25 protein-coding genes are annotated in these 23,082 nt (G+C 63.9%); 15 read left to right on the forward strand and 10 right to left on the reverse strand.

Annotated elements, in window-relative coordinates:
* Position 1 precedes the first annotated feature (1 nt).
* From mdcA to GTP69_RS10040, 7 genes are read left to right on the forward strand one after another with little or no spacing between them, the layout of a single operon-like run.
* Positions 2–1,654, forward strand: a complete 1,653-nt coding sequence (gene mdcA, locus GTP69_RS10010; RefSeq protein ID WP_161054751.1) for a malonate decarboxylase subunit alpha — start codon at positions 2–4, stop codon at positions 1,652–1,654.
* A 12-nt stretch (positions 1,655–1,666) separates the two neighbouring features.
* Positions 1,667–1,981 (forward strand): malonate decarboxylase acyl carrier protein, encoded by a 315-nt coding sequence (gene mdcC, locus GTP69_RS10015; protein WP_161054752.1) that lies wholly within the window; start codon positions 1,667–1,669, stop codon positions 1,979–1,981.
* Complete coding sequence (locus GTP69_RS10020; RefSeq protein ID WP_161054753.1) at positions 1,978–2,880, forward strand: biotin-independent malonate decarboxylase subunit beta; 903 nt, start codon at positions 1,978–1,980, stop codon at positions 2,878–2,880. Before mdcC ends, GTP69_RS10020 begins: the two co-directional genes overlap by 4 nt.
* Position 2,881: 1 nt before the next feature.
* Positions 2,882–3,598 (forward strand): biotin-independent malonate decarboxylase subunit gamma, encoded by a 717-nt coding sequence (mdcE, locus tag GTP69_RS10025; protein ID WP_161054754.1) that lies wholly within the window; start codon positions 2,882–2,884, stop codon positions 3,596–3,598.
* Complete coding sequence (gene mdcG, locus GTP69_RS10030; RefSeq protein ID WP_229260881.1) at positions 3,582–4,235, forward strand: malonate decarboxylase holo-[acyl-carrier-protein] synthase; 654 nt, start codon at positions 3,582–3,584, stop codon at positions 4,233–4,235. The genes mdcE and mdcG overlap by 17 nt, the downstream gene beginning before the upstream one ends.
* The gene (locus GTP69_RS10035) at positions 4,232–5,263 is read left to right on the forward strand and encodes a triphosphoribosyl-dephospho-CoA synthase (RefSeq protein WP_371867881.1); all 1,032 of its coding nucleotides are present in this window, start codon (positions 4,232–4,234) and stop codon (positions 5,261–5,263) included. Before mdcG ends, GTP69_RS10035 begins: the two co-directional genes overlap by 4 nt.
* Positions 5,260–6,171 (forward strand): ACP S-malonyltransferase, encoded by a 912-nt coding sequence (locus GTP69_RS10040; RefSeq protein ID WP_161054755.1) that lies wholly within the window; start codon positions 5,260–5,262, stop codon positions 6,169–6,171. Before GTP69_RS10035 ends, GTP69_RS10040 begins: the two co-directional genes overlap by 4 nt.
* Here GTP69_RS10040 and trxC read toward each other — a convergent pair whose 3' ends face one another.
* The 6 genes from trxC to GTP69_RS10070 form a co-directional block, all read right to left on the reverse strand.
* Positions 6,172–6,630, reverse strand: a complete 459-nt coding sequence (gene trxC, locus GTP69_RS10045) for a thioredoxin TrxC (RefSeq protein WP_161054756.1) — start codon at positions 6,628–6,630, stop codon at positions 6,172–6,174.
* Positions 6,631–6,770: 140 nt separating this feature from the next.
* A complete protein-coding gene (locus tag GTP69_RS10050) occupies positions 6,771–7,388 on the reverse strand; it encodes a phasin family protein (protein WP_161054757.1) in 618 nt (205 codons plus the stop codon).
* Positions 7,389–7,484: 96 nt separating this feature from the next.
* Positions 7,485–9,065 carry an ABC transporter permease gene (locus GTP69_RS10055; protein ID WP_161054758.1) on the reverse strand — a complete coding sequence of 527 codons (1,581 nt, stop codon included), beginning with the start codon at positions 9,063–9,065 and terminating at the stop codon, positions 7,485–7,487.
* Positions 9,062–9,940, reverse strand: a complete 879-nt coding sequence (locus tag GTP69_RS10060; protein ID WP_161054759.1) for an ABC transporter ATP-binding protein — start codon at positions 9,938–9,940, stop codon at positions 9,062–9,064. The genes GTP69_RS10055 and GTP69_RS10060 overlap by 4 nt, the downstream gene beginning before the upstream one ends.
* Positions 9,941–10,004: 64 nt before the next feature.
* Positions 10,005–11,636: an OFA family MFS transporter gene (locus GTP69_RS10065; protein WP_161054760.1), complete on the reverse strand. Its 1,632-nt coding sequence runs from the start codon at positions 11,634–11,636 to the stop codon at positions 10,005–10,007.
* 67 nt (positions 11,637–11,703) lie between these two features.
* Positions 11,704–12,561, reverse strand: coding sequence for a substrate-binding periplasmic protein (locus GTP69_RS10070; protein WP_161054761.1), 858 nt, complete (start codon positions 12,559–12,561; stop codon positions 11,704–11,706).
* A gap of 161 nt (positions 12,562–12,722) precedes the next feature.
* On the opposite strand from GTP69_RS10070, the gene GTP69_RS10075 reads away from it, so the two are divergent.
* Both GTP69_RS10075 and GTP69_RS10080 read left to right on the forward strand, forming a co-directional pair.
* On the forward strand, positions 12,723–13,049 hold the full coding sequence (locus GTP69_RS10075) for a flagellar basal body rod C-terminal domain-containing protein (protein WP_161054762.1): 327 nt from the start codon (positions 12,723–12,725) through the stop codon (positions 13,047–13,049).
* A 34-nt stretch (positions 13,050–13,083) separates the two neighbouring features.
* A complete protein-coding gene (locus tag GTP69_RS10080) occupies positions 13,084–14,625 on the forward strand; it encodes a class I adenylate-forming enzyme family protein (protein WP_161054763.1) in 1,542 nt (513 codons plus the stop codon).
* Here GTP69_RS10080 and GTP69_RS10085 read toward each other — a convergent pair.
* Positions 14,585–15,340 (reverse strand): substrate-binding periplasmic protein, encoded by a 756-nt coding sequence (locus GTP69_RS10085; RefSeq protein ID WP_161054764.1) that lies wholly within the window; start codon positions 15,338–15,340, stop codon positions 14,585–14,587. The two genes, GTP69_RS10080 and GTP69_RS10085, sit on opposite strands and share 41 nt — an antisense overlap.
* A 54-nt stretch (positions 15,341–15,394) precedes the next feature.
* Positions 15,395–16,378, reverse strand: coding sequence for an Lnb N-terminal periplasmic domain-containing protein (locus tag GTP69_RS10090; protein ID WP_161054765.1), 984 nt, complete (start codon positions 16,376–16,378; stop codon positions 15,395–15,397).
* Positions 16,379–16,614: 236 nt separating this feature from the next.
* Between GTP69_RS10090 and GTP69_RS10095 the strand changes: the two genes are divergently transcribed.
* The gene (locus GTP69_RS10095; RefSeq protein ID WP_161054766.1) at positions 16,615–17,505 is read left to right on the forward strand and encodes a LysR family transcriptional regulator; all 891 of its coding nucleotides are present in this window, start codon (positions 16,615–16,617) and stop codon (positions 17,503–17,505) included.
* Here the strand turns inward: GTP69_RS10095 and GTP69_RS10100 are convergent.
* Both GTP69_RS10100 and GTP69_RS10105 read right to left on the reverse strand, forming a co-directional pair.
* Complete coding sequence (locus GTP69_RS10100; protein WP_161054767.1) at positions 17,502–18,260, reverse strand: substrate-binding periplasmic protein; 759 nt, start codon at positions 18,258–18,260, stop codon at positions 17,502–17,504. The two genes, GTP69_RS10095 and GTP69_RS10100, sit on opposite strands and share 4 nt — an antisense overlap.
* A 6-nt stretch (positions 18,261–18,266) precedes the next feature.
* Entirely contained in the window at positions 18,267–19,142 is an 876-nt protein-coding gene (locus tag GTP69_RS10105) for an AraC family transcriptional regulator (protein WP_202424365.1), read from the reverse strand.
* 145 nt (positions 19,143–19,287) lie between these two features.
* Here GTP69_RS10105 and GTP69_RS10110 point away from each other — a divergent pair, with 145 nt between their 5' ends.
* From GTP69_RS10110 to GTP69_RS10130, 5 genes are all read left to right on the forward strand, one after another.
* On the forward strand, positions 19,288–20,031 hold the full coding sequence (locus tag GTP69_RS10110; RefSeq protein ID WP_161054769.1) for an SDR family NAD(P)-dependent oxidoreductase: 744 nt from the start codon (positions 19,288–19,290) through the stop codon (positions 20,029–20,031).
* A gap of 17 nt (positions 20,032–20,048) precedes the next feature.
* Positions 20,049–20,444 carry a VOC family protein gene (locus GTP69_RS10115; protein ID WP_161054770.1) on the forward strand — a complete coding sequence of 132 codons (396 nt, stop codon included), beginning with the start codon at positions 20,049–20,051 and terminating at the stop codon, positions 20,442–20,444.
* 1 nt (position 20,445) lies between these two features.
* A complete protein-coding gene (locus GTP69_RS10120) occupies positions 20,446–21,429 on the forward strand; it encodes a saccharopine dehydrogenase family protein (protein WP_161054771.1) in 984 nt (327 codons plus the stop codon).
* 18 nt (positions 21,430–21,447) lie between these two features.
* The gene (locus GTP69_RS10125; RefSeq protein WP_161054772.1) at positions 21,448–21,918 is read left to right on the forward strand and encodes a nuclear transport factor 2 family protein; all 471 of its coding nucleotides are present in this window, start codon (positions 21,448–21,450) and stop codon (positions 21,916–21,918) included.
* 121 nt (positions 21,919–22,039) lie between these two features.
* The gene (locus GTP69_RS10130) at positions 22,040–23,029 is read left to right on the forward strand and encodes a gamma-glutamyl-gamma-aminobutyrate hydrolase family protein (RefSeq protein WP_161054773.1); all 990 of its coding nucleotides are present in this window, start codon (positions 22,040–22,042) and stop codon (positions 23,027–23,029) included.
* The last annotated feature ends 53 nt before the right edge of the window (positions 23,030–23,082 follow it).

Below are 23,082 nucleotides of genomic sequence, written 5' to 3' on the forward strand. Positions count from 1 at the left end.
AATGTCCTGGAACACCTTGCAGCAAAATCGCGAAGCGCGATTGCAGCGCGCCCGAGCGGCGCTGGGCAATGAACTGGATGGCAAAAGCCTGCCGCCCGCGCGCATCGCCGATCTGCTGCATGCGCTCATCGAGTGCGGTGACCGCGTCTGCCTCGAAGGGAACAACCAGAAGCAGGCCGATTTCCTCGGCCATGCACTGGCCAACCTGAATCCGGAGCGCGTCAACGACCTGCACATGCTGCAGTCGGTGCTGGCGCTGCCGGAGCATCTGGATGTCTTCGAGCGCGGCGTCGCCTCGCGGCTGGATTTTTCGTTCTCGGGCCCGCAGGCGGCGCGGGTGGCGCGGCTGGCGTCCAGCGGCAAGCTGAATATCGGCGCTATCCACACTTATCTGGAACTGTTCAGCCGCTACTTCATCGACCTGCCGCCGCGCGTTTGCCTGATCGCGGCGGAAGCGGCGGACCGCGACGGTAATCTGTACACCGGGCCGAATACCGAGGATACGCCGGCCATCGTGGAAGCGACGGCGTTCAAGCAAGGCATCGTTATCGTCCAGGTGAACAAGATCGTGGACAAGGTGCCACGCGTCGACGTGCCGGGTGACTGGGTGGACTTCGTGGTGCAGTCGCCGCGTCCCTATTACATCGAGCCGCTGTTCACGCGCGACCCGGCGCAGATTTCGGAGATCCAGGTCCTGATGGCGATGATGGCCATCAAAGGCATCTACGCCGAATATGAAGTGCAGCGGCTGAACCACGGCATCGGCTTCGATACGGCAGCGATTGAGCTGCTGCTACCAACCTATGCGGAGTCGCTCGGCCTGCGCGGCAAGATCGGCAAGCACTGGGCGCTGAATCCGCATCCGGCGCTGATACCGGCAATTGAAGCTGGCTTTGTCACCTCGATCCATTCGTTTGGCTCGGAACTGGGCATGGAAGACTACATCCATGCGCGGCCTGACGTGTTTGCGATAGGCCCGGACGGCACCATGCGCAGCAACCGCGCCATGTGCCAGGCCGCCGGCCACTATGCCTGCGATATGTTCATCGGCTCGACCCTGCAGATTGATTTGCAGGGTAACTCGTCCACCGCGACGGCCGGCCGCATCTCCGGCTTCGGCGGCGCCTCCAACATGGGCGCCGATGCGCGCGGCCGGCGCCACGCCAGCCCGGCGTGGCTCAAGGCCGGCGAGCAGGCGCGCGCGGGCCGCAACACCATCCCGCGCGGCCAGAAGCTGGTGGTGCAGATGGTCGAGACCTTCCGCGAACATATGCAGCCTGCTTTCGTTGAAAAGCTGGATGCGTGGGAGCTGATGGAACAAGCCAAGATGGCGATCCCGCCGGTGATGATCTACGGCGACGACGTCACGCATATTTTGACCGAGGAAGGCATCGCCAACCTGCTGCTATGCCGCACCGACGAGGAACGCGAGCAGGCGATACGCGGCGTAGCGGGCTACACGCCGGTCGGTCTGGCGCGCGACCAGCGCATGGTGGAGAACCTGCGCGACCGTGGCATCATCACCCGCGCCGAGGATCTGGACATCGACAAGCGCATGGCCACGCGCGATCTGCTGGCCGCCCGTAATATGAAAGACCTGGTGCGCGCATCGGGCGGTTTGTACAACCCGCCCAAGCGTTTCCGCAACTGGTAAAGGAGCACACAGATGGAAACCTTGAACTATCGATTTGAAAACGGCACGCACCGCCTGACCGCACCGCCGGAAGTGGTGGGCGTGGTCGGCTCGGGCAATCTGGAAGTGCTGATCGAGCCGGCGGCGCTGGATGGCGCATGCAGCATCGAGATCACCACCGCCGCCGTCGGCTTCGGCCAGATCTGGGAAGCGGTGATGCGCGATTTCCACCAGCGCTGGCTGCTGGCCGATACGCGCATTTCGATCAACGACATGGGCGCCACGCCGGCCGTGGTCAGCCTGCGGCTAGACCAGGCGGTGCAGACCATGCTGGGAGATGCGTCATGAGCCGCCCTGTCAGCTATCAGGAAGCGACTGCGCGCGAACGCGTGCAGCACCTGTTCAATCCCGGCAGCTTTGAAGAGTTCCTGCCGCCGTCGGAGCGCGTCACCAGCCCTCACCTGCCGCAGTTGAACGCGCCGGTGGCGTTTGACGATGGCGTGGCAATCGGCCGCGCGCTGCTGGGCGGCGTGCCGGTGTACGTGGCGGCGCAGGAAGGCGCCTTCATGGGCGGCGCGGTCGGCGAGGTGCACGGCGCCAAACTGGTTGGCCTGCTGCGCAAGGCGGTGGCCGACAAGGTGGCAGCGGTGGTGTTGCTGGTGGAATCGGGCGGCGTGCGTCTGCACGAAGCCAATGCTGGTTTGATCGCGGTGTCGGAAGTGATGCGCGCTTTGCTGGATGCGCGTGACGCTGGCGTGGCGGTGATAGTGCTGGTCGGTGGCTCCAACGGCGCGTTCGGCGGCATGGGCATCGTGACGCGCTGCGCCAACGTGGTCATCATGTCGGAAGAAGGACGGCTGGCGATGTCCGGCCCCGAGGTGATTGAAACCGCCAACGGTGTGGAGGAATTCGATTCGCGGGACCGCGCGCTAGTGTGGCGCACGACCGGCGGCAAGCATCGCTACCTGCTCGGCGACTGTCAGCGCATCGTGGCCGATGATGTTGCGGCGTTCCGCGCTGCGGCTCAGGAGGCGGTGGCTTCGCTGGCTGGCGGCGACACTGCTTTGTCGCTGGAAGCGCTGGAGGCCGAGCAGAAAATGCTGTCGGACCGCCTGAATAATTACGGCGCCCTGCACGATCCAATCGATATCTGGACGGCGATGCAGATGCCGGATGCGGCCAATATTCCGATGCTGGATGCGGACAGTTTTATCGCGGCGGCGGCATCGCACCGCCACGGAGGTTGAGATGGACTGGAAAAAACTGGCAAGTACGCTGTTCCATGAAGGGCATTCCATCGGTGAGCAGAATGAGTTCCTGAGCGGTGACGCGCAGGTGGATGGTCAGACCGTGGCGGTGATCGGTACCACTGGTCACACGCCGATCGGCATCGAGATCGCGTTGGCGCAGGCGCAGGCGATTCTGCGCACGGTGCGTGATTTCCCCGGCCGGCCGATTCTGATGCTGATCGATACGCAGGGCCAGCGCCTGCGGCATCGCGATGAGATGTTGGGCATTAACAGCTATATGGCGCACCTGGGCAAGTGCGTGGATCTGGCGCGGCGCAAAGGACACAAGATTATCGGTCTGGTGTACGACCAGGCGCTGTCGGGTGGATTTATTACCAGCGGCTTGATGGCAGACGCGTGTCATGCGCTGCCGGATGCCACCATCCGCGTGATGGGTTTGCCGGCAATGGCGCGCATTACCAAGGTGCCGGAGGAGCAGTTGACGGAACTGGCGCAGAGTAATCCGGTGTTTGCGCCGGGGCCGGAGAATTATCTGCGCATGGGTGGTTTGGAATCGATCTGGCATGGCGATCTGGCGGCGCATTTGCGGACGGCGCTGACGCAGCCGGTAGCGGGCGATCAGCGTAGCGCGCTTGGTTTGCAGCGTGGCGGGCGTCGTTTGGCGCAACCGGTGATTGATGCGGTGCTGTCTGGCGGTCATGTCCAACGCGTCTAACCATCTTGAGCGGCATATGCTGGTGTGGCTGACCGCCATCGGTTGGCACGCCGCGATTGCCGCTGCGCGCGATGAGCACAAAACGGCTCTGTCGTTGTGGGAGAGTCAGGATTGGCCGGTGGTGGTGCGGCGGCTGGATGCGGATGCTGGAGACGATGAGGTGTGTCTTGGCCTGCCGCTGCCGCCGGATAGCGCTGGCTTGAAAGTGCGGATTGCGTTGCGCGCGCGGATGACAGATATCAGCCGCACGACGCCGGCGCTCTTGCTGCGTGACGCGGCGACGGTGCGGGATGTGGAGGCGTTGTGTGACGATGCCGGCGCGTTGCCGTTGCACGTGTTTGGGTCGGTGGCGATGCAGGCGTTGACTGGCTTGCAGTATCTGTCGCCGACGTCGGATGTGGATGTGCTGTTTCATCCGGCCAGCCGTTTGCAGCTTGAAGAAGGCGTAGCGCTGTTGGCGCGCCATGCGGCACGCTTGCCGCTGGACGGCGAGATTGTGTTTCCTGGCGGCGGCGCCGTGTCGTGGAAGGAGTGGCAGATGGCGATGACGCATCCGGCTAAAGTGTTGGTGAAGGGTTTGCAGTCGGTGCGCTTGGCCGATACGGCGTCGCTGCTGGCGACGTTGGAGGCGCAATGACGCGCGCGACAGCTATATCGCTCCGCGCCGCGCCGGCAATGGCGACGTCGGCCATCAGCGTCCGTCGGCTCGGGCGCGCCGAGAAACTAGGCTTTGCGCGCGAGGTTGCGCGGTTGGCGGTGCGCAGTTTGCATGCGGAGTTGTGCCTGTATCCAAAGCCTGGCCTCGTGTCGCCGGTGGACAACGGCAGTCATGACGACATGGACGCGAGGACGTTCATGCGCAGCATGTTCGCGCTGCGCCACTACTTTAAGAAAATCTGTTTGGCAGGATTGAACGATGCGCCGTTTGCGCAGCTGAAGGCACTGGGCATCGCAGCGGAGACGGCGATGCTGAAAGCGACGCGTGGCATCAACACGCATCGTGGCGCGATTTTCAGCCTTGGCATGCTATGCGCCACCGCCGGCCACGCGCGCGCGCGCGGCACACCAATGACACCCGCCGCCCTCCGCGCCGCCATGCTGATCCGCTGGGGCGAAGAACTGGCAATGCACGCCGCCCCTGCGGCAGCCACCTCCAGCCCACCGCGCGTGGACTCCGCACGCACGCACGCCACGCAAGCGGCGGCGGCGGCGGCGGCGGCGGGCAGTAGCCTGCCAGGCGGCGAGGTTGCGGGCGGGCTGAGTAACGGTTTGCGCGTGGCGGCGCGGTATGCGGTGAGTGGTGCGCGGGAGGAAGGGGCGTTGGGATTGCCGTCGGTGTTTGAGGTCGGCCTCCCTGCCCTGCTGGCCGCGCGCGCGCGTGGCGCTACCGTCACCGAGGAACGCGTCGATACGCTGTACACGCTGATGGCCCACATCAGCGACAGTAACGTCTATCACCGCGCCGGCCCACAAGGGGCGCAGATCGTCCGCGATCATGCCGAACGCTTTCTCGCCCAAGGCGGCACCGCCAACAGCAACTGGCGCGTCGACGCCATCGCCAGCCATCACGTCTTCATGCAGCACCGCCTGTCACCCGGCGGCGCGGCCGATCTGCTGGCGGCCTGCTGCCTGGTGCAAGCCATCGCCGCATTGGACACGCCATGAGCCGCGCGCGTCTCCTGCTGCTCTGCCCCGGCCAAGGCGACCAGCATGCCGGCATGTTCGACCTGGCCCGCACCAATCCAGCCGCCAGCGCGCTGATTGACCATCTGCTGAACATGCAGCCACCAGCCGGCGACGATATTTTCGCTAACAGCACCGCCCAGCCGCTGATCGTGACGGCCACACTGGGCATGTGGCAAGCCATCCGCGACTTTGCGCCGCCGCCCGCGCTGGTGGCCGGCTACAGCATCGGCGAACTGTCGGCCTACGGCGTGGCTGGCGCGCTCACGCCCGAACAGGCGGTCACGCTGGCCGCGAAGCGCGCGCAGTGGATGGACAACTGCCAGCAAGCCGCACCGGGCCAGGCGCTGGTCAGCATCACCGGCCTGACTTTGGCAAACGCCGGCAAACTGGCAAGCGCATACGGCTACCACGTCAGCATAGAAACGGGAGAAGACACCTGCATCGCCGGCGGCCCCGGCGCGCAGGCGGACCACCTATTGCAAGCGATAGAAGCAGCCGGCGCACGCGGCAAACGCTTGCCGGTGGCGGTGGCGTCACACACGCCCTATATGCAAGGCGCGGTCGAACCGTTGGCGCAGGCCGTGCGCGCAACCGCGTTCCAGACTATGCAAGCGCCGGTACTGGCCGGCATCGATGCAGCGGCCGTGCACGACCAGGCGCGCGCTGTCGAGACGCTCTCGCGCCAACTGGCCGAGCCAATACGCTGGCTCGCCTGCATGGACGCCGCTGCCGAAGCCGGCATCACCGTCGCGCTGGAACTCGGTCCCGGCGGCGCCCTGTCGCGCATGCTGCAAAACCGTCACCCGCACATTGCCACCCGCTCGGTGGCCGACTTCCGGACGCTGGACGGCATCCGCAAGTGGCTGGAGCGTGCGGCCGAGGACTGATCAGCGGTTGTTCTGGGTTGCCCAGGCGACGATGTTTTGCGCGTCCATCGCACCGGGCTGGCGCGCCACTTCGCGTCCGCCCTTGAACAGGGCCAACGTCGGAATGCTGCGGATCGCATAGCGTGCGGCCAGATCCTGTGCTTGTTCGGTATCGACCTTGATGACGCGGAAATGCGGCTCCAGCCGCTGGGTCGCCTGGGCGTAAAACGGCGCCATCGTGCGGCATGGGCCGCACCAAGGCGCCCAAAAGTCCACCAGCACGGGAATGTCGCTGCGTTCGATATGTTTGAGGAATCGCGCGCTGCTCAGGTCGGTCGGCTGGCCAGTGAACAGCAGCTTCTGGCATTTTCCGCAGACGGGCTCGGATGCCAGCTTGGCGGTCGGCACGCGGTTGACTGCGTCGCAATGCGGGCAGACGATATGCAGCGACTCAGGCTGCGCGTTGGGGGAATTGGTCATGTCTCATCTCCGGCTACAAGCTGAGCATGATAATCCAAGGACGGAAAATGTGTATCCGCTTAAACGTAGAGGACCCCGCACACCGCTACGCCAGGGTCTGACCCCATGCGGGGTCAGACCCTTTCGTTTAGGGGTTGCTATCAGGTTTCTTTACGAGCGCCAGTCTGTTTGCTGCTCTGGGCGGCAGCTTGGGCGGCGGTTTGGGCCTGGGTGGCCTGGCCACTGTCGCGGACTTCGGCGCCGCTTTGACCATTTTGCGCGGACTGGCTGCGGCCTTCGTTACCGCGCGCCTGACGTTGGCCGTCGATACGGAACGGATCGGTGAATTTCTCCACCGCGTCCTGGTGGCTGCGCAGGGTTTTTTCCGTTTCTTCCGACGTCACACGCGCCACTTCATCGGCCAGGGCCTTGGCGGTGCGGCTGGTTTCCTGAATGTGGTCTTCGGCCACTTGGGACAGGTCCACTTGCGTGTCGGCGGCGATGCGCGACAGGTGTTGCTGGTAGGCGCGCAGTTTTTCAGCGGTAGGCTGCGCGTGCGAAGCCGCCGCCGAAATTGCCTCGGTCGGACGATGGGCGATAATGATCTGCTGGCCGACTTGCGTCGATTCTTCCAACAGGGTTTGCGCCAGTTGAATGTTCAGGTCGCTGTATTGCTGAACAGAACGGAACAAGGTTTTCGACAGATCATTAAAGAACGACAGTTGCGCTTCCAGATGGGTTTTTGCGGCTGGGGTGACAGTTTGGGAAAATGGGTACATAAAAGCCTCGTTGAGTTGTCAGCGCCGCGACATGCAGCGCGAACGTCAAGGCTACGTTAGCCCGATTTGCCACGTTTGATCTGCGTCAAACGTGGCCTACTTCTGCCGTAATTCCACCAGCCAACCCGCACACAACAGTAGCACCGCCGCCACCAGGTAGCCCAGCACGGATGGCACGGTCGCCGCGCCGTTGAAGCCGACGACATCCAGCGCCGGCACCGTCTTCGCCTGCGTCGCCACATACATGCCAAACAGAAACAGGCCCAGGAAGACCCGCGCCGTCCGGCTCAGGCCGCCGAACAGGACGGCAGCGGCCGACAGCGCCAGCACGCCGCTCAACAACGCCGCCGCGCGCAGCGGTGCGATCGCCAGCCAGCGGATCAGCACCGGCACCGTGAACAGCAGCGCCAGCAACACGGACGCCAGCCATTGCGCGGCATAGGCACGCCGCCAACCGCCAGGCACCGCCGCGTTCAGCGCCGCCACATCGTGCTGTGTATCGCGCACGCTGATTTCGCTGATCAGGATGCCCCAGATGGCGATGGCGGCGGCGACCACCGCACCCAGTTTTGCGCTGCCGATCACGCAGCCCACCACCAGCAATACAGGAATAGCCACCACCGCCGCCGGATTGGATGCCAGCACCAACGCCAGCACCGCCAGCGCGTGACCGGCCACGCCAGGCAGCCGCGCCGCCAGTCCGAACACAGGCCGCGCCACGCGCGCAAACGGTTGCAGCCAACCGTTCAGCAGCGCCAGTGGCGACCAGTTGCGACGCCCTGCCCGTGCCTTCACGCGGTCCGGCGAGAAGCGGTGGAACAGCGCTAGCGCAGGCAGCATCGGCAACCATGCCAGCACGGCGCAAGCGGCGCGCGTCCATCCGGCTTGCGCGCTCCACAAGTGATCCGGCAAGGTGACGGCGGCCAGCGCGGGATCGAACGTACCGCCGCCGATCGTCAGCCCTTTCGACGGCAGCACCTGCTGCACCGCGCCGACGATAGCGCCAATGCCGGAGAAATCCAGCAGCAGCAAGGGATGCCAGTCCGCGTGGCCTATGGTTGCGAAAGCGCCCCCGCCCAGTCGCGCGGCCCAGATGAAGAAGAACAGCACATCGCCCCCCTTGCCCATCAACGGCGGCCAGGCGTCAAACAGCAGCACCATGCTGGCCGTGAAAAACACCAGCGGCAGCAGCACCAGCGTGTAGGTTTGCAGATAGATGAACAGCTGGATCGGACCTTCGCCGCGCAGCAGATGCAGCACCAGCATGGTGACCCAAAAAATCAGCAGCAGCCCGCACAGATAGGCCACGTTGCCCAGCCAGCGGCCCAGCAGGAACACGCCGGAGCCCAGCGGCGTGGCGGCCATAACGGCGCCGATGCCGCTGCGGACATCCTCGCCCATGCGGCCGCGCGCCAGATAAAAGCCGGCCAGACCGAAGAACAAGCCGGCCATCGCGGCGCTGCCCATCGCCAGGCAGATGCTGGTGTACGCCACGCGCGCGTCGTCGCTGACGATCATCGCCTGATTTTGCGCCGGATCGCCGACCATCAGCCAGGTGAGTACAATCAGCGCCAGCACAGCGACCAGCGTGCCGGTGCGCCGCATGCGCAGCCGCACTTCGGTCAGCAGCAGCATCTTGAGCGCGTCGCCGGTGAATGGCATCAACGCCGCAGTCATGCCGCCAGTTCCGCGCTGTCGCGCACTGCATAGCGCTGTGCCATCAGGGCTTCTTCCAATGTCGGTTCGACCGGTACGGCGCCGGCCAGCGGCGACGTGGGATGGGCGATGCGCAGCGTGATGCCGTCCGCATGGCGCTGCGCTTGCAGCACCTGCACTTGTGCGCGCAGTGCGTCGTAATCCTGGGCCGTCACCGTGACTGACCACACCTGATTGCGCGCGCGCTGCACAAAGCTGTCCGGCGTATCGCAAGCCACCAGCCGGCCCTGATTCATGACGGCCAGCCGGCCCGCCATGTTTTCAATATCCGAGACGATGTGCGTCGACACGATCACCAGCTTGCGGAAGCCGATCTCCGACAGCAGATGGCGGAAGCGCAGCCGCTCTTCCGGATCAAGACCAGCGGTCGGCTCATCGACGATCAGCACATCGGGGTCGTTGAGCAGCGCCTGCGCGATGCCCAGCCGTCGCCGCATGCCACCCGAGAAGCCGGCCGCCTGGCGGTCCGCATGGTCGTGCAGGTTGACCAGTTCCAGCAAGCGGCGGATGCGACCCGGATCGCGCACGCCTTTGAGCGCCGCGAAATACTGCATGAATTCCAGCGCGCTCAGATTGGGATAGACGCCGAAGTCCTGCGGCAGAAAGCCGAGCCGCGCGCGCATGGCTTCCGGCTTTTTCACGATGTCGACACCGTCGAACAGGATTTGTCCGCTGGTGGGTTTGGCGATGGTGGCGATCATCTGCATCAGCGTGGTCTTGCCGGCGCCGTTATGGCCGATCAGGCCTACCACGCCGGCCGGCAGCGTCAAGCTAACGTCATCCACCGCGCGGACATTCTTCCCAAAGGTCTTGACGACATTGCGTAATTCGAGCATGGCACTCCTGAAATGAAAACGGGGCCGTCGCCGGCCCCGTAAGCTGGAGATTTATTCTACCTTGTTATTTAAACAGCACCGACGCTTTTTGCACCGTCAGCGCTATGCCAATCGCCAGAGGAATGCCGACCGCCAGCCAACCAAAGACCACTGCCAGCGGACTGGTAACGCCGTTCGACGTGACCGCCGCACCGTTCGATGCCGCGGCGTCGCGTTCGTGCGCCAGCTTCTTCTCGGCCGCCAGTTCGGTGTCGGTCATGAAGTGCTTGTCGGCCACCGGACGCACCAGCAGATTGCAGATCAGGCCCACCACCAGCAAGCCGGCCAGCACGTACATGGTGATGTCGTAAGCCTGCGCCTTCGGCACGCCATGGGCGATCTGGTACTCGCGCACGAAGCCGATCAGCAGCGGACCAAACACGCCGGCCGCCGACCATGCGGTCAGCAGGCGGCCGTGGATGGCGCCGACCATCTGGGTGCCGAACAAGTCGGCCAGGTAGGCCGGCACGGTGGCGAAGCCGCCGCCATACATCGACAGGATCACGCAGAAGAAGATCACGAACAGCGGCAGCAGGCCGCTATGGGCCAGCGATGGAATCGACGCATACAGCGCCAGGCCCAGGACAAAGAAAATGCCGTAGGTGGCTTTGCGGCCCAGATAGTCCGAGCACGACGCCCAGAAGAAGCGGCCGCCGATATTAAACAGCGACAGCAGGCCGGTGAAGCCGGCGGCAATCGCGGCGATTTGCGCCTTCTGCGCCGTATCCAGCTCATTGAACGACAGCGGTAAATTCAGCAGCTGGCCGCCGAAGATTTCCTGCAACAGCGGCGAGGCCATGCCGAGGATGCCGATACCGGCCGTCACGTTCAGGCACAGCACCCACCACACCAGCCAGAATTGCGGAATGCCCCACACCTTGCTGGCATGGACGTGGCGGGTGGTGATCATCGCATTGCCGTTGGTGGCGGGCGGCGTCCAGCCGGCCGGTTTCCAGCCGGTTGCCGGTACGCGATAGGCCAGCGCGCCAGCCATCATGAAGACGAAGTAAATCGCGGCCATCACCAGGAAGGTCTGCCATACGCCCACCGAGCTGGCGGTGGCGAAGTATTTCATCAGCTTGTCGGCCAGTGGCGCACCGATCACGGCGCCGCCGCCAAAGCCCATGATGGCCATGCCGGTCGCCATGCCGCGCCGGTCCGGGAACCATTTGATCAGCGTCGACACGGGCGAGATGTAGCCCAGGCCAAGGCCTATGCCGCCGATCACGCCGGAGCCCAGCCACATCAGCCAGATCTGGTGCTGGTACACGCCCAGCGCCGAAATCACCAGGCCGCCGCACCAGCACAACGCCGACACCACGCCAGCCTTGCGCGGACCGGCGTGTTCCAGCCAGCCGCCGAACAGCCAGGCGGACAGGCCAAGGAAGACGAAGAACATGGTGTACATCCAGCCCAACATGGATATCTGCCAGTCGCAGCTGGACGACAGGATGCGTTCCAGCAGGCCGATATCGGCTGCGCACGCAATCGATTCCTTGATCCCCAGCGCCTTTGATAACGGCAGCCAGAATACGGAAAAACCGTAGGCCATGCCGATACACAGGTGGATCGCCAGCGCCGCAGGCGGCACCAGCCAACGATTGAACCCGGCACCGGCGACGGTGCGCTCCTTCTCTAGAAAATCAAACAAAGCCATTCACTTTTTCCCCGAAATGTGTTTCTTATGAACAATATCGGGCGCAAGGATAGCACAAGTGAAATGGCTAGGGCAGCCGTTTCAGGTCGTCCAGCGTGAACCACAATTCCTTGCGTTGCAGCGGCGTTTCAGGCGTCAGCAAGGGATTGGGGAGGTGGATCAGCACGCGCTTGTCGAGCCGCGCGCGGCGGATCTGGGCGCCGTAGTGGGCGTAGAACAGCTTCTCGAAACTGCCGTCGGCCAGCGCCGCTTCCAGTCCCACGCGCAGTTCCTCGGCCAGCGCCGGATTGTTGCGGTTAACGAAGAAATAGTCCGCAGTCGGGTAATGCACCACCACGTAGGGATCGACGGCCAGCTCGGGATGGCGCGCGGCCTCGGCCCAGATTTCGTTGACCGAGCGCGGCGCCCAGTCGATGCGGCCGGCGTTGAGCATGCCGAACATCGTGCTGTAGACCGCCGCCGGCTGCACCGTCACGCCGCTGTGGCGCAGGATCTGCAAATCCGGCCAGTCCTGTCCTTGCCCGCTGGTGTAACGGCGCAGATCGTCCAGGCTTTTTACGGATTGCAGCAGATCCTTGTGGTCGGCGCGCAGCAAGGCGATGCGCCAGCCGATCAGGCCGCGCGTCAGCGGAATGCGCACCGGCAGCAGCCGCGCCTCGCGCTCGGCCGAGGTCATGGTGCCAACCACGTCGATGCGGCCGGCACCGGATTGCAGCTCGACCAACGCGCGGTTCTGCTGCATGCGCGCCGGCGACAGTTCCGCGCAGTAGTGTCCACCGGCCTTGGTCAGCGCCAGTTGCAGCAAGGCGATGCCGTAATCGCCCTGCTCGCCATCGCCGTCCACGCGCGGGTAATGAACGACCGCCGGCCCGGCGGCAAAGGCCAGTCCATTCAACCATAGACACAGCAGCAACAGGATACGCATGGCGGCTTCCAAAAATGAATCTACTTTCATCGTGCGCTTGCTGCACGGCACTGTCAAGCTGACAAGAATAATTGCAACACGGATGCGCCTCTTTTTTAATCAGTTCGTGCATTCTTGCGAGCAACGGTGTAAACTACCGGTTATTGCCGAAGGGAAATATTATGGCCATCGCCGCACTCAGCTCAGGAGTTACTGGTCTCAACGTCGCCCAACGCGCGTTGGGCAATAGCGCGCACGCGATCGCCAACATCGGCACCCAGGGCTTCCAGCCGGCGCAGGCCACGTTTGCCGAAAGCGCCCCGGCCGGCACCGGCGTAACGATTTCCATGCGCGGCCAGGAGTTGCAGCAGGTGGACGCTCCCAGCGCCACCAACCTGGCGGTGGAGACCACCAATTCGCTGGTCTACAAGGCGCAATTCGACCTGTCGGCCAAGGTGGTACAGGCAGCGGACCAGAATCTGGGCACGCTGATCGACATCAAGGCTTGATCGCCACCGGCCGTTTCGGCCACAATGCGCGGTAATGAATACCCTGAATATCGCACAACTCCTCGCAGACCTGCCTTCCCGTATCTCCGCTATCCCGCGCCGCTGGGCCGTACAGACGCCGCACGCGCACGCGCTGCACGACGGCCAGCGCCACTGGACCTATGCCGAACTGGCCGCCGCCATCGACCACGCCGCCGCGCAGCTTCGCGCCTGGCAGCTGCGGCCGGGCGACCGTCTGGCCGTGGTGGGCGAAAACTGCGTGGCGCAGGTGGTGCTGAGTTTTGCCGCCGCCGATGTCGATGCCTGGATAGTACACATTAACGGCCGCCTGACGGCGCGCGAAGTGGACGGGGTGCTGGAACATAGCGGCGCGCGACGGGCGATCTATCTGGCTACTGCGGCCTCGCCGGAAACGGCGGCGCATGGCGCGCGTAACGGGGCGATGGCGGCGGAGACGGTAGACGCCTCACTGGGCCGGTGGCTGGTCGGCCCGCTGAACGCGCATTGCGTGCCGGAGCCGGTGCATGCGGCGCCGGAGCAGCAAGTGGCGGCGCTGCTGTACACCACCGGCACCACCGGCCAGCCGAAAGGCGTGATGCTCACGCACCGCAACCTGCTGTTCATCGCCGCCGTATCGAGCACGCTGCGTGGCCTGACGCCGGCCGACCGTGCCTATGGCGTGCTGCCGATTACCCACGTCTACGGCCTGACGTCGGTCATGCTGGGCACCTTGTATGCCGGCGCATGCCTGTATCTGTGTCCTCGCTTTACGCCGGATGGCCTGCTGGCGGCGCTGCGCGATTATCGCCTGACCATCGTGCAAGGTGTGCCGGCCATGTATGCGCGCCTGCTGGAGAAATTGGGCGGCGCGCAACCGCGCCTGGAAACGCAACTGCGCTTCGCCTACGCCGGCGGCTCGCCATTACCGCCGTCGCTGAAGGCGCAGGTGGAACAGCTGCTTGGCCTGCCGCTGCACAACGGCTACGGCCTGACCGAGACCTCCCCCACCGTCAGCCAGACCCGCCTGGACCGGCCGCGCAGCGATACCTCGGTTGGCCACGCCATTCCCGGCATTGAGGTGCGTGTAGTGGCTGGCGAGGACTGCGTCGGCGAACTGTGGGTGCGCGGGCCTAACGTCATGCGCAGCTACTACCGCGAGCCGGCGCTGACGGCAGCCGTGCTGGATGCGGACGGCTGGCTCAACACGGGCGACATGGTGCGCCAGGACGACGACGGCGCGCTGCACATCGTCGGCCGTACCAAGGAGCTGATCATTCGTTCCGGCTTCAACGTCTATCCGCTGGAAGTGGAGACGGTACTGAATGCCCATCCGTCCGTGACGCAATCGGCGGTGGTAGGCCGGCCGGCGGCCGATGGTGACGAACAGGTGCTGGCGTTCGTGGAGCTCGATGCGCGCCAACCGGTGACGATGGAAGCGCTACACCTGTACCTGCGCGATCAGCTGGCGCCGTACAAGCGGCCGTCGCAGATCATCGCCATGGACGCGCTGCCGGCAGCGGCCTCCGGCAAAATCCTCAAGAGCCGACTGGTAGTAGCACCAGCTTGCGGCGACTGACGATATCGTCATAAGCGCCGCTCCGGCGCAGATTGTCCAGCACGCGGTTGAACTTGGCCAGCAACTCGGCGTTGGCCGGACTGCGGTTCACCAGCATGACGTTCTCGGAGCGGTAATACGGCGTGTCCAGGCTATGGAAGCCTCCTGACTGCTGCGTGAATTCGGTGCGGATAATGTAGTTGCCGACGTTTTCATCGGCAATGGCGAGGTCGAAGCGCGCCACCTGCAACTTGCGGAAGTTGGTCTGGTCATTATTGGCCAGATCCAGCGCAATGCCGCCAGCCTTGAACAAGTCCTCGTACCAATAGCCCGCCACGCCGCCGATCTTGAATTGCCGCAGCTCGGCCAGATCTTTGTAACCGCCCGGCCAGCTGCGGCCAGGCTGGTCGTAATAGAAGAACTTGGCCCGACGCGCATACAGCGTGTCGGACAGCAGATAACGCTCCAGCCGCTCCGGCGTGACCACAAACGGCACCGCCGCCCAGACGTCGCGCGCGTCCAGCAGCACCAGGCAGCGCTTCCACGGCATGAAGCGGAAGGTGAACTTCACGCCCATGTCCTTGCCGATACGATCGAACAATTCGCTAATGAAGCTTTGCCGGGGATCGGTGCTGATATAGGGAGGATATTCGTTGGTGGCGATCACCAGCTCCAGCGGGGCCGCCCACGCCGTCATGCACCACATAGCCAGCCATGCTGCGATCAAGTGCCGCATCGGTTCTCCCCTGCGCCAGGACTTCCTCCCTTATACGCGAGATCGGGCCGCTTGTCAGCGACGGATGCGCTCGGAGAAATCGGCGGCCTGGCCCGCAGCCCGCGCCCGGGCGGTGATGTGGGCATTTTGCCGCAGCGTGTCGAAATCGCCCTGCCCTTGCAGCGCGCCCAAGTCGTACAGGTAACGGTCGAGATAGCCGGAGGCCAGCAGACGCCAGTCCAGCGGTAGGCCAGGCTGGATGCGGCGCGCCATCTCGTAGATGATGGTGGTGCAGTTACCGATCAACGTGTTGTAGAAGCGCGGCGTCCGTTTCAGTTGTTCGCCCTCATCGAGATAGGCCAGGAACAGGGAGCGCATCATCTCCGGCGGCATCTTCAGACGATACAGCCACATATCCTCGTCGCGGACGTTGGTGCGCACGCGCAGGATGTCGCGTTCGTCGGCGGCGATCAGCACCGTTTCGTAGCGCTTGAAGAAGCCGGCCAGCCCATCGAAACTCTCGCCGCGCTCCTTGCGGATCTCAATCGAAAACGTCAGGTAGCGGCCATCGGCAAAGCCAAACGACACCAGCGTGTGGGCGATGGCTGGTCCCATCCAGTAAGACAGCGCCACATCGACTGAACGCAGCTGGTTCAGATCGTACTGGCGCGGCTCCCAGCGCACCGTGTAATCCGTGTCGCTGCGCCAGTCGAAATTGCGCACCTGGTCCAGCGTGACGATGCTGCCGTCCACCCTGCCCGTCACCATGCGCGCGACATCGTCGGCCCACAGGCGGTCGTGCGAAGGCTGGATGGTGCTCCACCACGCCATCAGTCCGACCAGCAGCACCAGCCACACGGACGGTGCCGGCCAGCTGCGGCGCCACAGGCAGACCAGCGCGGCGACGCTGATCACCGCCCAGACCACCAGCGCCAGCTTGCGCGGCAAATCGCCGGCCGGCAGCTGGAACCACAGCGCGCCCGCGCCCCAAGCCGCCAGCGCGGCCATCACAAGAGAGGCAATCAGCATGGCGGCAATCGTCAGGATATGTTTAGTCATGCCCTGATTATGCGGCCTAATCCTCCTTGTCGTCGACTCCGCTGGTGCACCCGATCTGGACGCAGATCAGTTTTACTGCAATACTCAGCACCACGCCGACAATGCCCAATAATTCCAACATGGCAGGTTCCGTTCAATAAATAGAGATGCGAAGAAGAGACGCTTCACTTTAACGGCCAGCCCGGGTTTGATCCAATATCAAAAACGGCGGCCATCTATCTCGAAACGGCATAACGGTGATTTCGCTCAAACAGTTTAAATATTTTATAGAGATCGTCGAAGCGGGCAGCTACTCGCGCGCGGCGGAAAAGCTGTACATCGCACAGTCGGCGCTGAGCCGGCAAATCAAGGAACTGGAAGACGAGCTGCAAACGCCGCTGCTGATGCGCGACGCCCGCCAGTTCGAACTGACGCCGGCCGGACAGCTGTTCTTCGAGCGCGGCAAGCGCATCCTGGAAGACATCGACGACACGCTGGTGCAGGCACGCCATGTGGGCCAGGGATCGCAAGGCGTGATCCGGCTACAGCACTCCAGCTCGGTGATCCTGACGCCGCGCATCAGCAACGCGCTGGCGCAAACGCTGGATGCGCATCCGGGCGTGACGCTGGAAGTGTCCATGCTGCCGTCGGAAAACCAGACGCTGGAAATCGAAGAAGGCCGCGCCAACATCGGCCTGCTGCGGCTGCCGACCTTGCGCCGCCATCCGCACATCCAGGTGCGCGAGATCGGCAGCGAGCGGCTGATGGTGGCGGTGGCGCAGCACTCGCCGCTGGCGGCGCTGGACAACGTGGACCTGGCGGCGCTCAGCGATGAGGCGTTTATCTCCATCCCGCACAAGGATCGCGGCGGCTTGAGCTATCTGGTGGCCAATCTCTGCCTGGAGCAAGGCTTCTTCCCCAAGCCGGCGCGGGCTCTGTCGCGCAAGTCGTCGCAGCTGAATCTGATCGAGGCAGGACTGGGCATCGCCATCGTGCCCGAATGCATGCGGCTGACGGCGCCGGCCGGCGTGCGCTTTGTGACGCTGTCGCAAGGCCAGCTACTGACGACCGTCGGCCTGGCCACGCGCCGCGACGCCGATCCGCTGGTGACGGCGTTTGCCGATGCGCTGGTCGGGCTGCTGGTTTAGCGAGGATATTTCTTTTCGATGTCGGCCAGCGTGCCATCGTCCTGCATGGCCGCCAAGGTAACATCGAACCGCCGCACAAGCTCGGGCGACACCAACTGGCGGTTGAACATCAGGTAGCTCGGGGCTGATTCCAGTACCGGCCCAGTGACGACCGCCGCGTCTTCCGCATTGAGCCGCTTGAGCAGCGCGATGCCGACCACGCGGCTGCACACGACAGCATCCATTCTGTGGGCCAGCAGCTTGAGGAAATTGCCTTCATGGCTGTTGGCGACTTCCAGCTTTGTAAACAGGCCGGTTTGTACTGCGCCATCAAATACCGGGCCATAAGACGACTTGTTCAATACGCCGATCGACAAATGCTCCAGCGACTTGAGGTCGCCATCAAAGGTGATATTGGAATCTTTTCGGACAAAGATCACATAATCCTGGCTCAATAACGGACGGACCGGGAATAAAAACCTGGCCTCCCGCTCCGGATTTTTCTTGATCGTAAAAATGCCATCGGCCTGGCCCGCCTCTAGCATCGCCAGCCCGCGGGCCAACGGGTAGAAGACTATCCGGACTGGCACTTTCATACGGCGGAATGCCTCGACGACGATATCGACAGCCATCCCACTTGCGGGGACCGGCGCCGCAGTAGGCTCCATGAACGGAGGATAGTCAAAGCTCAGCAACGTTAAAGGTCTTTGCTCGGCATGTGCAGGCTGCCACAGTAAATTGAGCAATACACACAATAGAAATAGCGGAACTCGCATATGGATTCAACTTTCTCCGGTCTTTAGCATAGTTTTGGCAAGGTCCCTGGAAGGCGGCTGGCCGAACAAGCGTGCATATTCGCGGCTGAACTGATTCGGGCTTTCGTAGCCAACGCTGAACGCGATCGACGTCGCGCTACCCTGGCCCGCGATCAGTTGCGTGCGCGCGTGTAACAGGCGGATGCGTTTTTGATACTGCAAGGGACTCAACGCTGTCACCGCCTTGAAATGACGATGGAATGCCGACACGCTGAAGGCCGCCATCTCCGCCAGCGCCTCCACCCTGATCTGCTGGGTAAAGTTGCGCCGGATCCAGTTGATGGCGATGCCGATGCGTGACAGGGCTGTGTCGGGCGATGCGATGTCGCGCAACATCCAGCCGAGCGGCCCCTGCAGCACGCGGAATAGTATCTCACGTTCGTAGGCGGGAGCCAGCACTGCGATCTCGTCCGGCCGCTCCATCAGCCGCAGCATGCGGATCCAGGCGTCCAGCAGTTCACCGTTGACCGGCGCCACCGAAAAGCCGGAACCGAACAGCGTGCGGCATAGCGGCACCGGCAGATCGCGGATCAGCGCGGCGACGATGGCGGGGTCCAGCGTCAGGCTGACCGCCAGGTAAGGTTCGCCGGTGGCGGCGGGATGAACCGCGCCTACAGCCGGCAGATCCACCGACATCACGAAGTAAGTCGCCGGATCGTAGTGAAACGTGCGGTCCCCTACCGTCATGGTCTTGGAACCGGTCAGGATCAGGTTAATCATGGGATCGTAGACGGCGGCCAGCAGGTGCTCCGGGATCTCGCCCTGCACCATGGCCACCCGTGGGATGCCGGTTTCGGTGCGGCGATTCTCGGCCCCTGCGGCCAGTGCTCTCAATTCTTGCATTTGCTGTTCCATGTTGAAACCCTAACAGGGGCCATCGCCGGATGCAATGGGAAAGCAGAAATAGGCAAGTTTCGAGGAGGATCGGGTGAGTGCGTGGCAGACGGCAGTCTTACCATGGATCTCACTAATCTACTGGAGGAATCGCATGAAAATCGTTATCGTAACCGGCAGCAGCCGTGGTATCGGCGCCAGCACTGCGCTGGAATGCGCCAAGCGCGGCATGGGCGTGGTCGTCACTTACAACAGCAATCCGGAAAAGGCGGAAGCGGTCGTGCAAGCCATCACCGGGATGGGCGGAAAGGCGGTTGCGCTGAAGCTGGACGTTGGCGACAGCCGATCATTCGCCGATTTCCGTCAGGTGCTGTCTGGCCGGCTGGACGCCATCTGGGGCCGCAAGAGCTTCGACTTTCTTGTCAATAATGCCGGCTACGGGCTGTATGCGCCGATCTCCGAGGTCACCGAGGCGCAGTTCGACGGCCTGTTTAACGTCCACCTAAAGGGGCCGTTTTTCCTGACCCAGGCGCTGCTGCCGTTCATCGAAGACGGCGGCCACGTGATCAATGTCACCAGCGCAACCAGCCGGGTAGCCACGGCGGGCGTGGCGCCGTATGCCGCCTTCAAGGGTGGTCTGGAGGTGCTCACGCGCTACATGGCCAAGGAATTCGGCGCGCGCCGCATCCGGGCCAACTCGGTCGCGCCGGGTGCGATTCGCACTGAGCTGGGCGGCGGGCTGACCCCGGAATTCGAGGCTATGCTGGCGGATCAGACGGCGCTCGGCCGGGTCGGCGAGCCGGAAGAAGTCGGCGGCGTCATCGCCAGTTTGCTGTCCAACGAGAACCGCTGGATCAATGCCCAGAACATCGAAGTGGCTGGCGGCTACATCATCTGAATCAAGGAGAACGCATCATGCTCGATCACGTTTTCATCAGCGTCAGCGATATCGCCCGCTCGATTGCCTTTTACGAAAAAGCATTGGCGCCGCTTGGCATTGCCCATGCGCTGGACTACGACGGCCGCCAAGGCCCGCCCGGCCACCCGGACCTGAAGGGTTTCGGTGCCAACGGCCGCGTGTTCTTCTGGCTGCGAGAAGGTACGGTGGAAGGCCGCGCCGCCCATGTGGGCTTCGTCGCCGATAGCCAGCCCATGGTCGACGCGGCCTTCGCGGCGGCGATGGCTGCCAGCGCCGCCGAAATTCATCCGCCCGGACCGCAGTTGCACTATGACCCGCGCTATTACGCCGCGCAGGTGCGCGATCCGGATGGCTACAGCCTCGAATTCGTCTACAAGGAATGGCAGCATTAATATGAAGAAACTGATGATTTATGGCGCGTCCGGCTATACCGGTCGCATGGTGGCGCAGCACGCTGCAACCGCCGGCACACCGCTGATCCTGGCGGGACGCAATGAGGCGGCACTGGCCGCACTCGCCGCCAGCTGCGAGGTGCCGTACCGCGTCTTCGCGCTGGACGACCTGGCTGCAATTGAGCGGTCACTGGACGGGGTGGCTGTGCTGCTGAATTGCGCCGGTCCGTTCGCCAGGACGGCCGAGGTGCTGATGCGCGCCTGCATCCGCCATGGCGTGCACTATCTTGACGTCGCCGCAGAACTGGACAGCTACCGTCTGGCCGAAGTGCTCGACGCCGAGGCCAAGGCGGCCGGCGTGATGCTGCTGCCGGGCAGCGGCGGCAGCGTGGCGATGCTCGGCTGCCTGGCCGGCCACACGGCGGCGCGGGTAACAAACCCAGCGCGCATCAAGGTGGCCATGCATGTGTCGGGCGGCTTGTCGCGCGGCTCGGCCGTCAGCGCCATGGGCAGCGTCACCGCCGAAACGCTGGTGCGCAACGCCGGAGCGCTGGTAGCGCAGCCGCCCGGCGTGATCCGGCAACTCGACTTTGGCGACGGTGCGGTCGATTGCTTCCAGGTGACGCTGCCCGATCTGATCACAATCTGGCGCGCCACCGGCATCGCCGACATTGAGACCCTGGTCCATGTGACGGGTAACGGCTTTCCTCAAGGCGATCTGTCGGCGCTGCCGGATGGGCCGAGCGAGCAGGAACGCCTGGCCCATCGTTATCAGGCCGTCGCCGAGGTGACCACGTCCGATGGCGCGGTGGTCCGCTCGGTGCTCGACACCGTCAACGGCTACACCTTCACCGCCATCGCTGCCGCCGAAGCCGGCCGCCGCGTGCTGGCCGGCGAACACCGGCCGGGCTTCCAGACACCCGCGCAGCTATTCGGTAACGGCTTTGCTGAAACCATCGCCGACACCACCATCATCAATACGTAAAAAACCAAGGAAATACTAATGACCATCTCCCCTTCCTCCGCCAACACCGCCGCCGACCAACTGGCGGTAATCGATGCCCTGTATCGTTTTGCTGCTGGCATCGACCAACGCGACCAACGCCTGCTGGCATCGTCACTGGCAGAAAACGCCGTCTCGGACTTTCGTCCGGCTGCCGCCAAAGCCGGCTTTGAATATCCGGTCATCGAGGGCCGCGACGTCATCGTGACAGCCCTGACGGCCGCCCTCGCGGCGCTGGATACCACGCACTCCGTCAGCAATCCGCGCGTCACCATCGACGGCGCCACCGCGCGCCTGGATGCGCTGGTGGAAGCCCAGCATGTCTCGCGCGCCGATCCTGCCCGCCACTATCTGATGAAGAACCGCTACGATGTTGAACTGGCAAGAGCGGGCGACGGCTGGGTCATCACGCGCACCACGGTCGACAACGTCTGGCGTTCGGGCGACATTGCCGTGCTGTCGGGCATCTAGCGCGCCCGGCGCTGCTGAAGGCGCGACTCTGTGCGCGCCCTCACACCCGCCCGCCATAGCGTACGACTGTTGACTTCGACCTGTGGCACACTGATGCTATCCGAGACCAACAGGAATTAGCATGAGCGCCGGACCAGACGACCAGGAGCCGCAAGTCAATCCACAACGCCGCGCCGCCGACCAGGGCGAGCGGCGTAAGCAGGACCGCAAGACCCAACACGATAGCGGCACGCCGCGTTATCTCGATCCCGGCGACACCGTCTTCAGCCTGTGGGGCCGCGTCATCATGGCGCGCTACCGGCGCGTCGCTGCGGCCGCTACCCGGCACATTATCCAGCGACCGCTGCACATCGGCGTCTCCGCGCGCATCTTCCACCCGGAACCGGGTGCGACCGGCCTGCGCAGCAAGAACTTGCAATATCTGGAAGAGTCGATTGCGCAATGGGTGATGTCGCGCGATGTGCTGGTGTTCATGATACCCACTGTGAATACCGATGGCCTGCTGCATCCGTCCAACATCCGCCTGCGCGATTACGCCAAGCACTTGGACGGGCTGGTGCTGCAAGGCGGCGCCGACGTTTCGCCGCAGAGCTATTCCGAGGTGCCAACCCGGCCCGAATGGGGCGGCGACCGGGCGCGCGATATGTACGAGCTGGAGCTGCTGCATGAATTTGTCGAGGCCGGCAAGCCGGTGCTGGGGATTTGCCGTGGTTGCCAGCTGATCAACGTCGCCTTCGGCGGCACGCTGTACCAGGATATCGCGTCGGACGTGCCGGAATCGCTGGCCCACGTCAACGACGACTATGACCGCAACCGCCATGAAATCAGCTTCCCGGCCGGCTCGTCGCTGGCGCGCATGTTCAAGGGACAGGCGCGTGGGCTGGTCAATTCGATCCACCACCAGGCGGTCAAAACGCTGGGGCGGGATATGTCGGTGGAGGCGCTGTCGGTGCCAGACAATATGGTTGAGGCGATCCGTTACCGCAAGGCGCCGTTCGTGATGGGCCTGCAATGGCACCCGGAATTCCACCGCGCCGGTGGCGTGGAGCTGCTGGACTGCACCGGCATCCTCGACAACTTCCTGCGCGTGGCCCGCGAGACGCGTTTCTGAATGGTGTAGACTGGCGGCACCATAAAATCAGAACAATAGTCATGAGACGTGCC

The organism is Duganella levis (genome assembly GCF_009857605.1).
GTDB lineage: Bacteria > Pseudomonadota > Gammaproteobacteria > Burkholderiales > Burkholderiaceae_D > Rugamonas > Rugamonas levis.

Excerpts from the sequence above, each read along its gene's own strand:
- mdcA (WP_161054751.1), top strand. The coding sequence starts at position 2 with ATGTCCTGGAACACCTTGCAGCAAAATCGCGAAGCGCGATTGCAGCGC.
- mdcC (WP_161054752.1), top strand. The coding sequence starts at position 1,667 with ATGGAAACCTTGAACTATCGATTTGAAAACGGCACGCACCGCCTGACC.
- GTP69_RS10020 (WP_161054753.1), top strand. The coding sequence starts at position 1,978 with ATGAGCCGCCCTGTCAGCTATCAGGAAGCGACTGCGCGCGAACGCGTG.
- mdcE (WP_161054754.1), top strand. The coding sequence starts at position 2,882 with ATGGACTGGAAAAAACTGGCAAGTACGCTGTTCCATGAAGGGCATTCC.
- mdcG (WP_229260881.1), top strand. The coding sequence starts at position 3,582 with ATGTCCAACGCGTCTAACCATCTTGAGCGGCATATGCTGGTGTGGCTG.
- GTP69_RS10035 (WP_371867881.1), top strand. The coding sequence starts at position 4,232 with ATGACGCGCGCGACAGCTATATCGCTCCGCGCCGCGCCGGCAATGGCG.
- GTP69_RS10040 (WP_161054755.1), top strand. The coding sequence starts at position 5,260 with ATGAGCCGCGCGCGTCTCCTGCTGCTCTGCCCCGGCCAAGGCGACCAG.
- trxC (WP_161054756.1), bottom strand. The coding sequence starts at position 6,630 with ATGACCAATTCCCCCAACGCGCAGCCTGAGTCGCTGCATATCGTCTGC.
- GTP69_RS10050 (WP_161054757.1), bottom strand. The coding sequence starts at position 7,388 with ATGTACCCATTTTCCCAAACTGTCACCCCAGCCGCAAAAACCCATCTG.
- GTP69_RS10055 (WP_161054758.1), bottom strand. The coding sequence starts at position 9,065 with ATGACTGCGGCGTTGATGCCATTCACCGGCGACGCGCTCAAGATGCTG.
- GTP69_RS10060 (WP_161054759.1), bottom strand. The coding sequence starts at position 9,940 with ATGCTCGAATTACGCAATGTCGTCAAGACCTTTGGGAAGAATGTCCGC.
- GTP69_RS10065 (WP_161054760.1), bottom strand. The coding sequence starts at position 11,636 with ATGGCTTTGTTTGATTTTCTAGAGAAGGAGCGCACCGTCGCCGGTGCC.
- GTP69_RS10070 (WP_161054761.1), bottom strand. The coding sequence starts at position 12,561 with ATGCGTATCCTGTTGCTGCTGTGTCTATGGTTGAATGGACTGGCCTTT.
- GTP69_RS10075 (WP_161054762.1), top strand. The coding sequence starts at position 12,723 with ATGGCCATCGCCGCACTCAGCTCAGGAGTTACTGGTCTCAACGTCGCC.
- GTP69_RS10080 (WP_161054763.1), top strand. The coding sequence starts at position 13,084 with ATGAATACCCTGAATATCGCACAACTCCTCGCAGACCTGCCTTCCCGT.
- GTP69_RS10085 (WP_161054764.1), bottom strand. The coding sequence starts at position 15,340 with ATGCGGCACTTGATCGCAGCATGGCTGGCTATGTGGTGCATGACGGCG.
- GTP69_RS10090 (WP_161054765.1), bottom strand. The coding sequence starts at position 16,378 with ATGACTAAACATATCCTGACGATTGCCGCCATGCTGATTGCCTCTCTT.
- GTP69_RS10100 (WP_161054767.1), bottom strand. The coding sequence starts at position 18,260 with ATGCGAGTTCCGCTATTTCTATTGTGTGTATTGCTCAATTTACTGTGG.
- GTP69_RS10105 (WP_202424365.1), bottom strand. The coding sequence starts at position 19,142 with ATGCAAGAATTGAGAGCACTGGCCGCAGGGGCCGAGAATCGCCGCACC.
- GTP69_RS10110 (WP_161054769.1), top strand. The coding sequence starts at position 19,288 with ATGAAAATCGTTATCGTAACCGGCAGCAGCCGTGGTATCGGCGCCAGC.
- GTP69_RS10115 (WP_161054770.1), top strand. The coding sequence starts at position 20,049 with ATGCTCGATCACGTTTTCATCAGCGTCAGCGATATCGCCCGCTCGATT.
- GTP69_RS10120 (WP_161054771.1), top strand. The coding sequence starts at position 20,446 with ATGAAGAAACTGATGATTTATGGCGCGTCCGGCTATACCGGTCGCATG.
- GTP69_RS10125 (WP_161054772.1), top strand. The coding sequence starts at position 21,448 with ATGACCATCTCCCCTTCCTCCGCCAACACCGCCGCCGACCAACTGGCG.
- GTP69_RS10130 (WP_161054773.1), top strand. The coding sequence starts at position 22,040 with ATGAGCGCCGGACCAGACGACCAGGAGCCGCAAGTCAATCCACAACGC.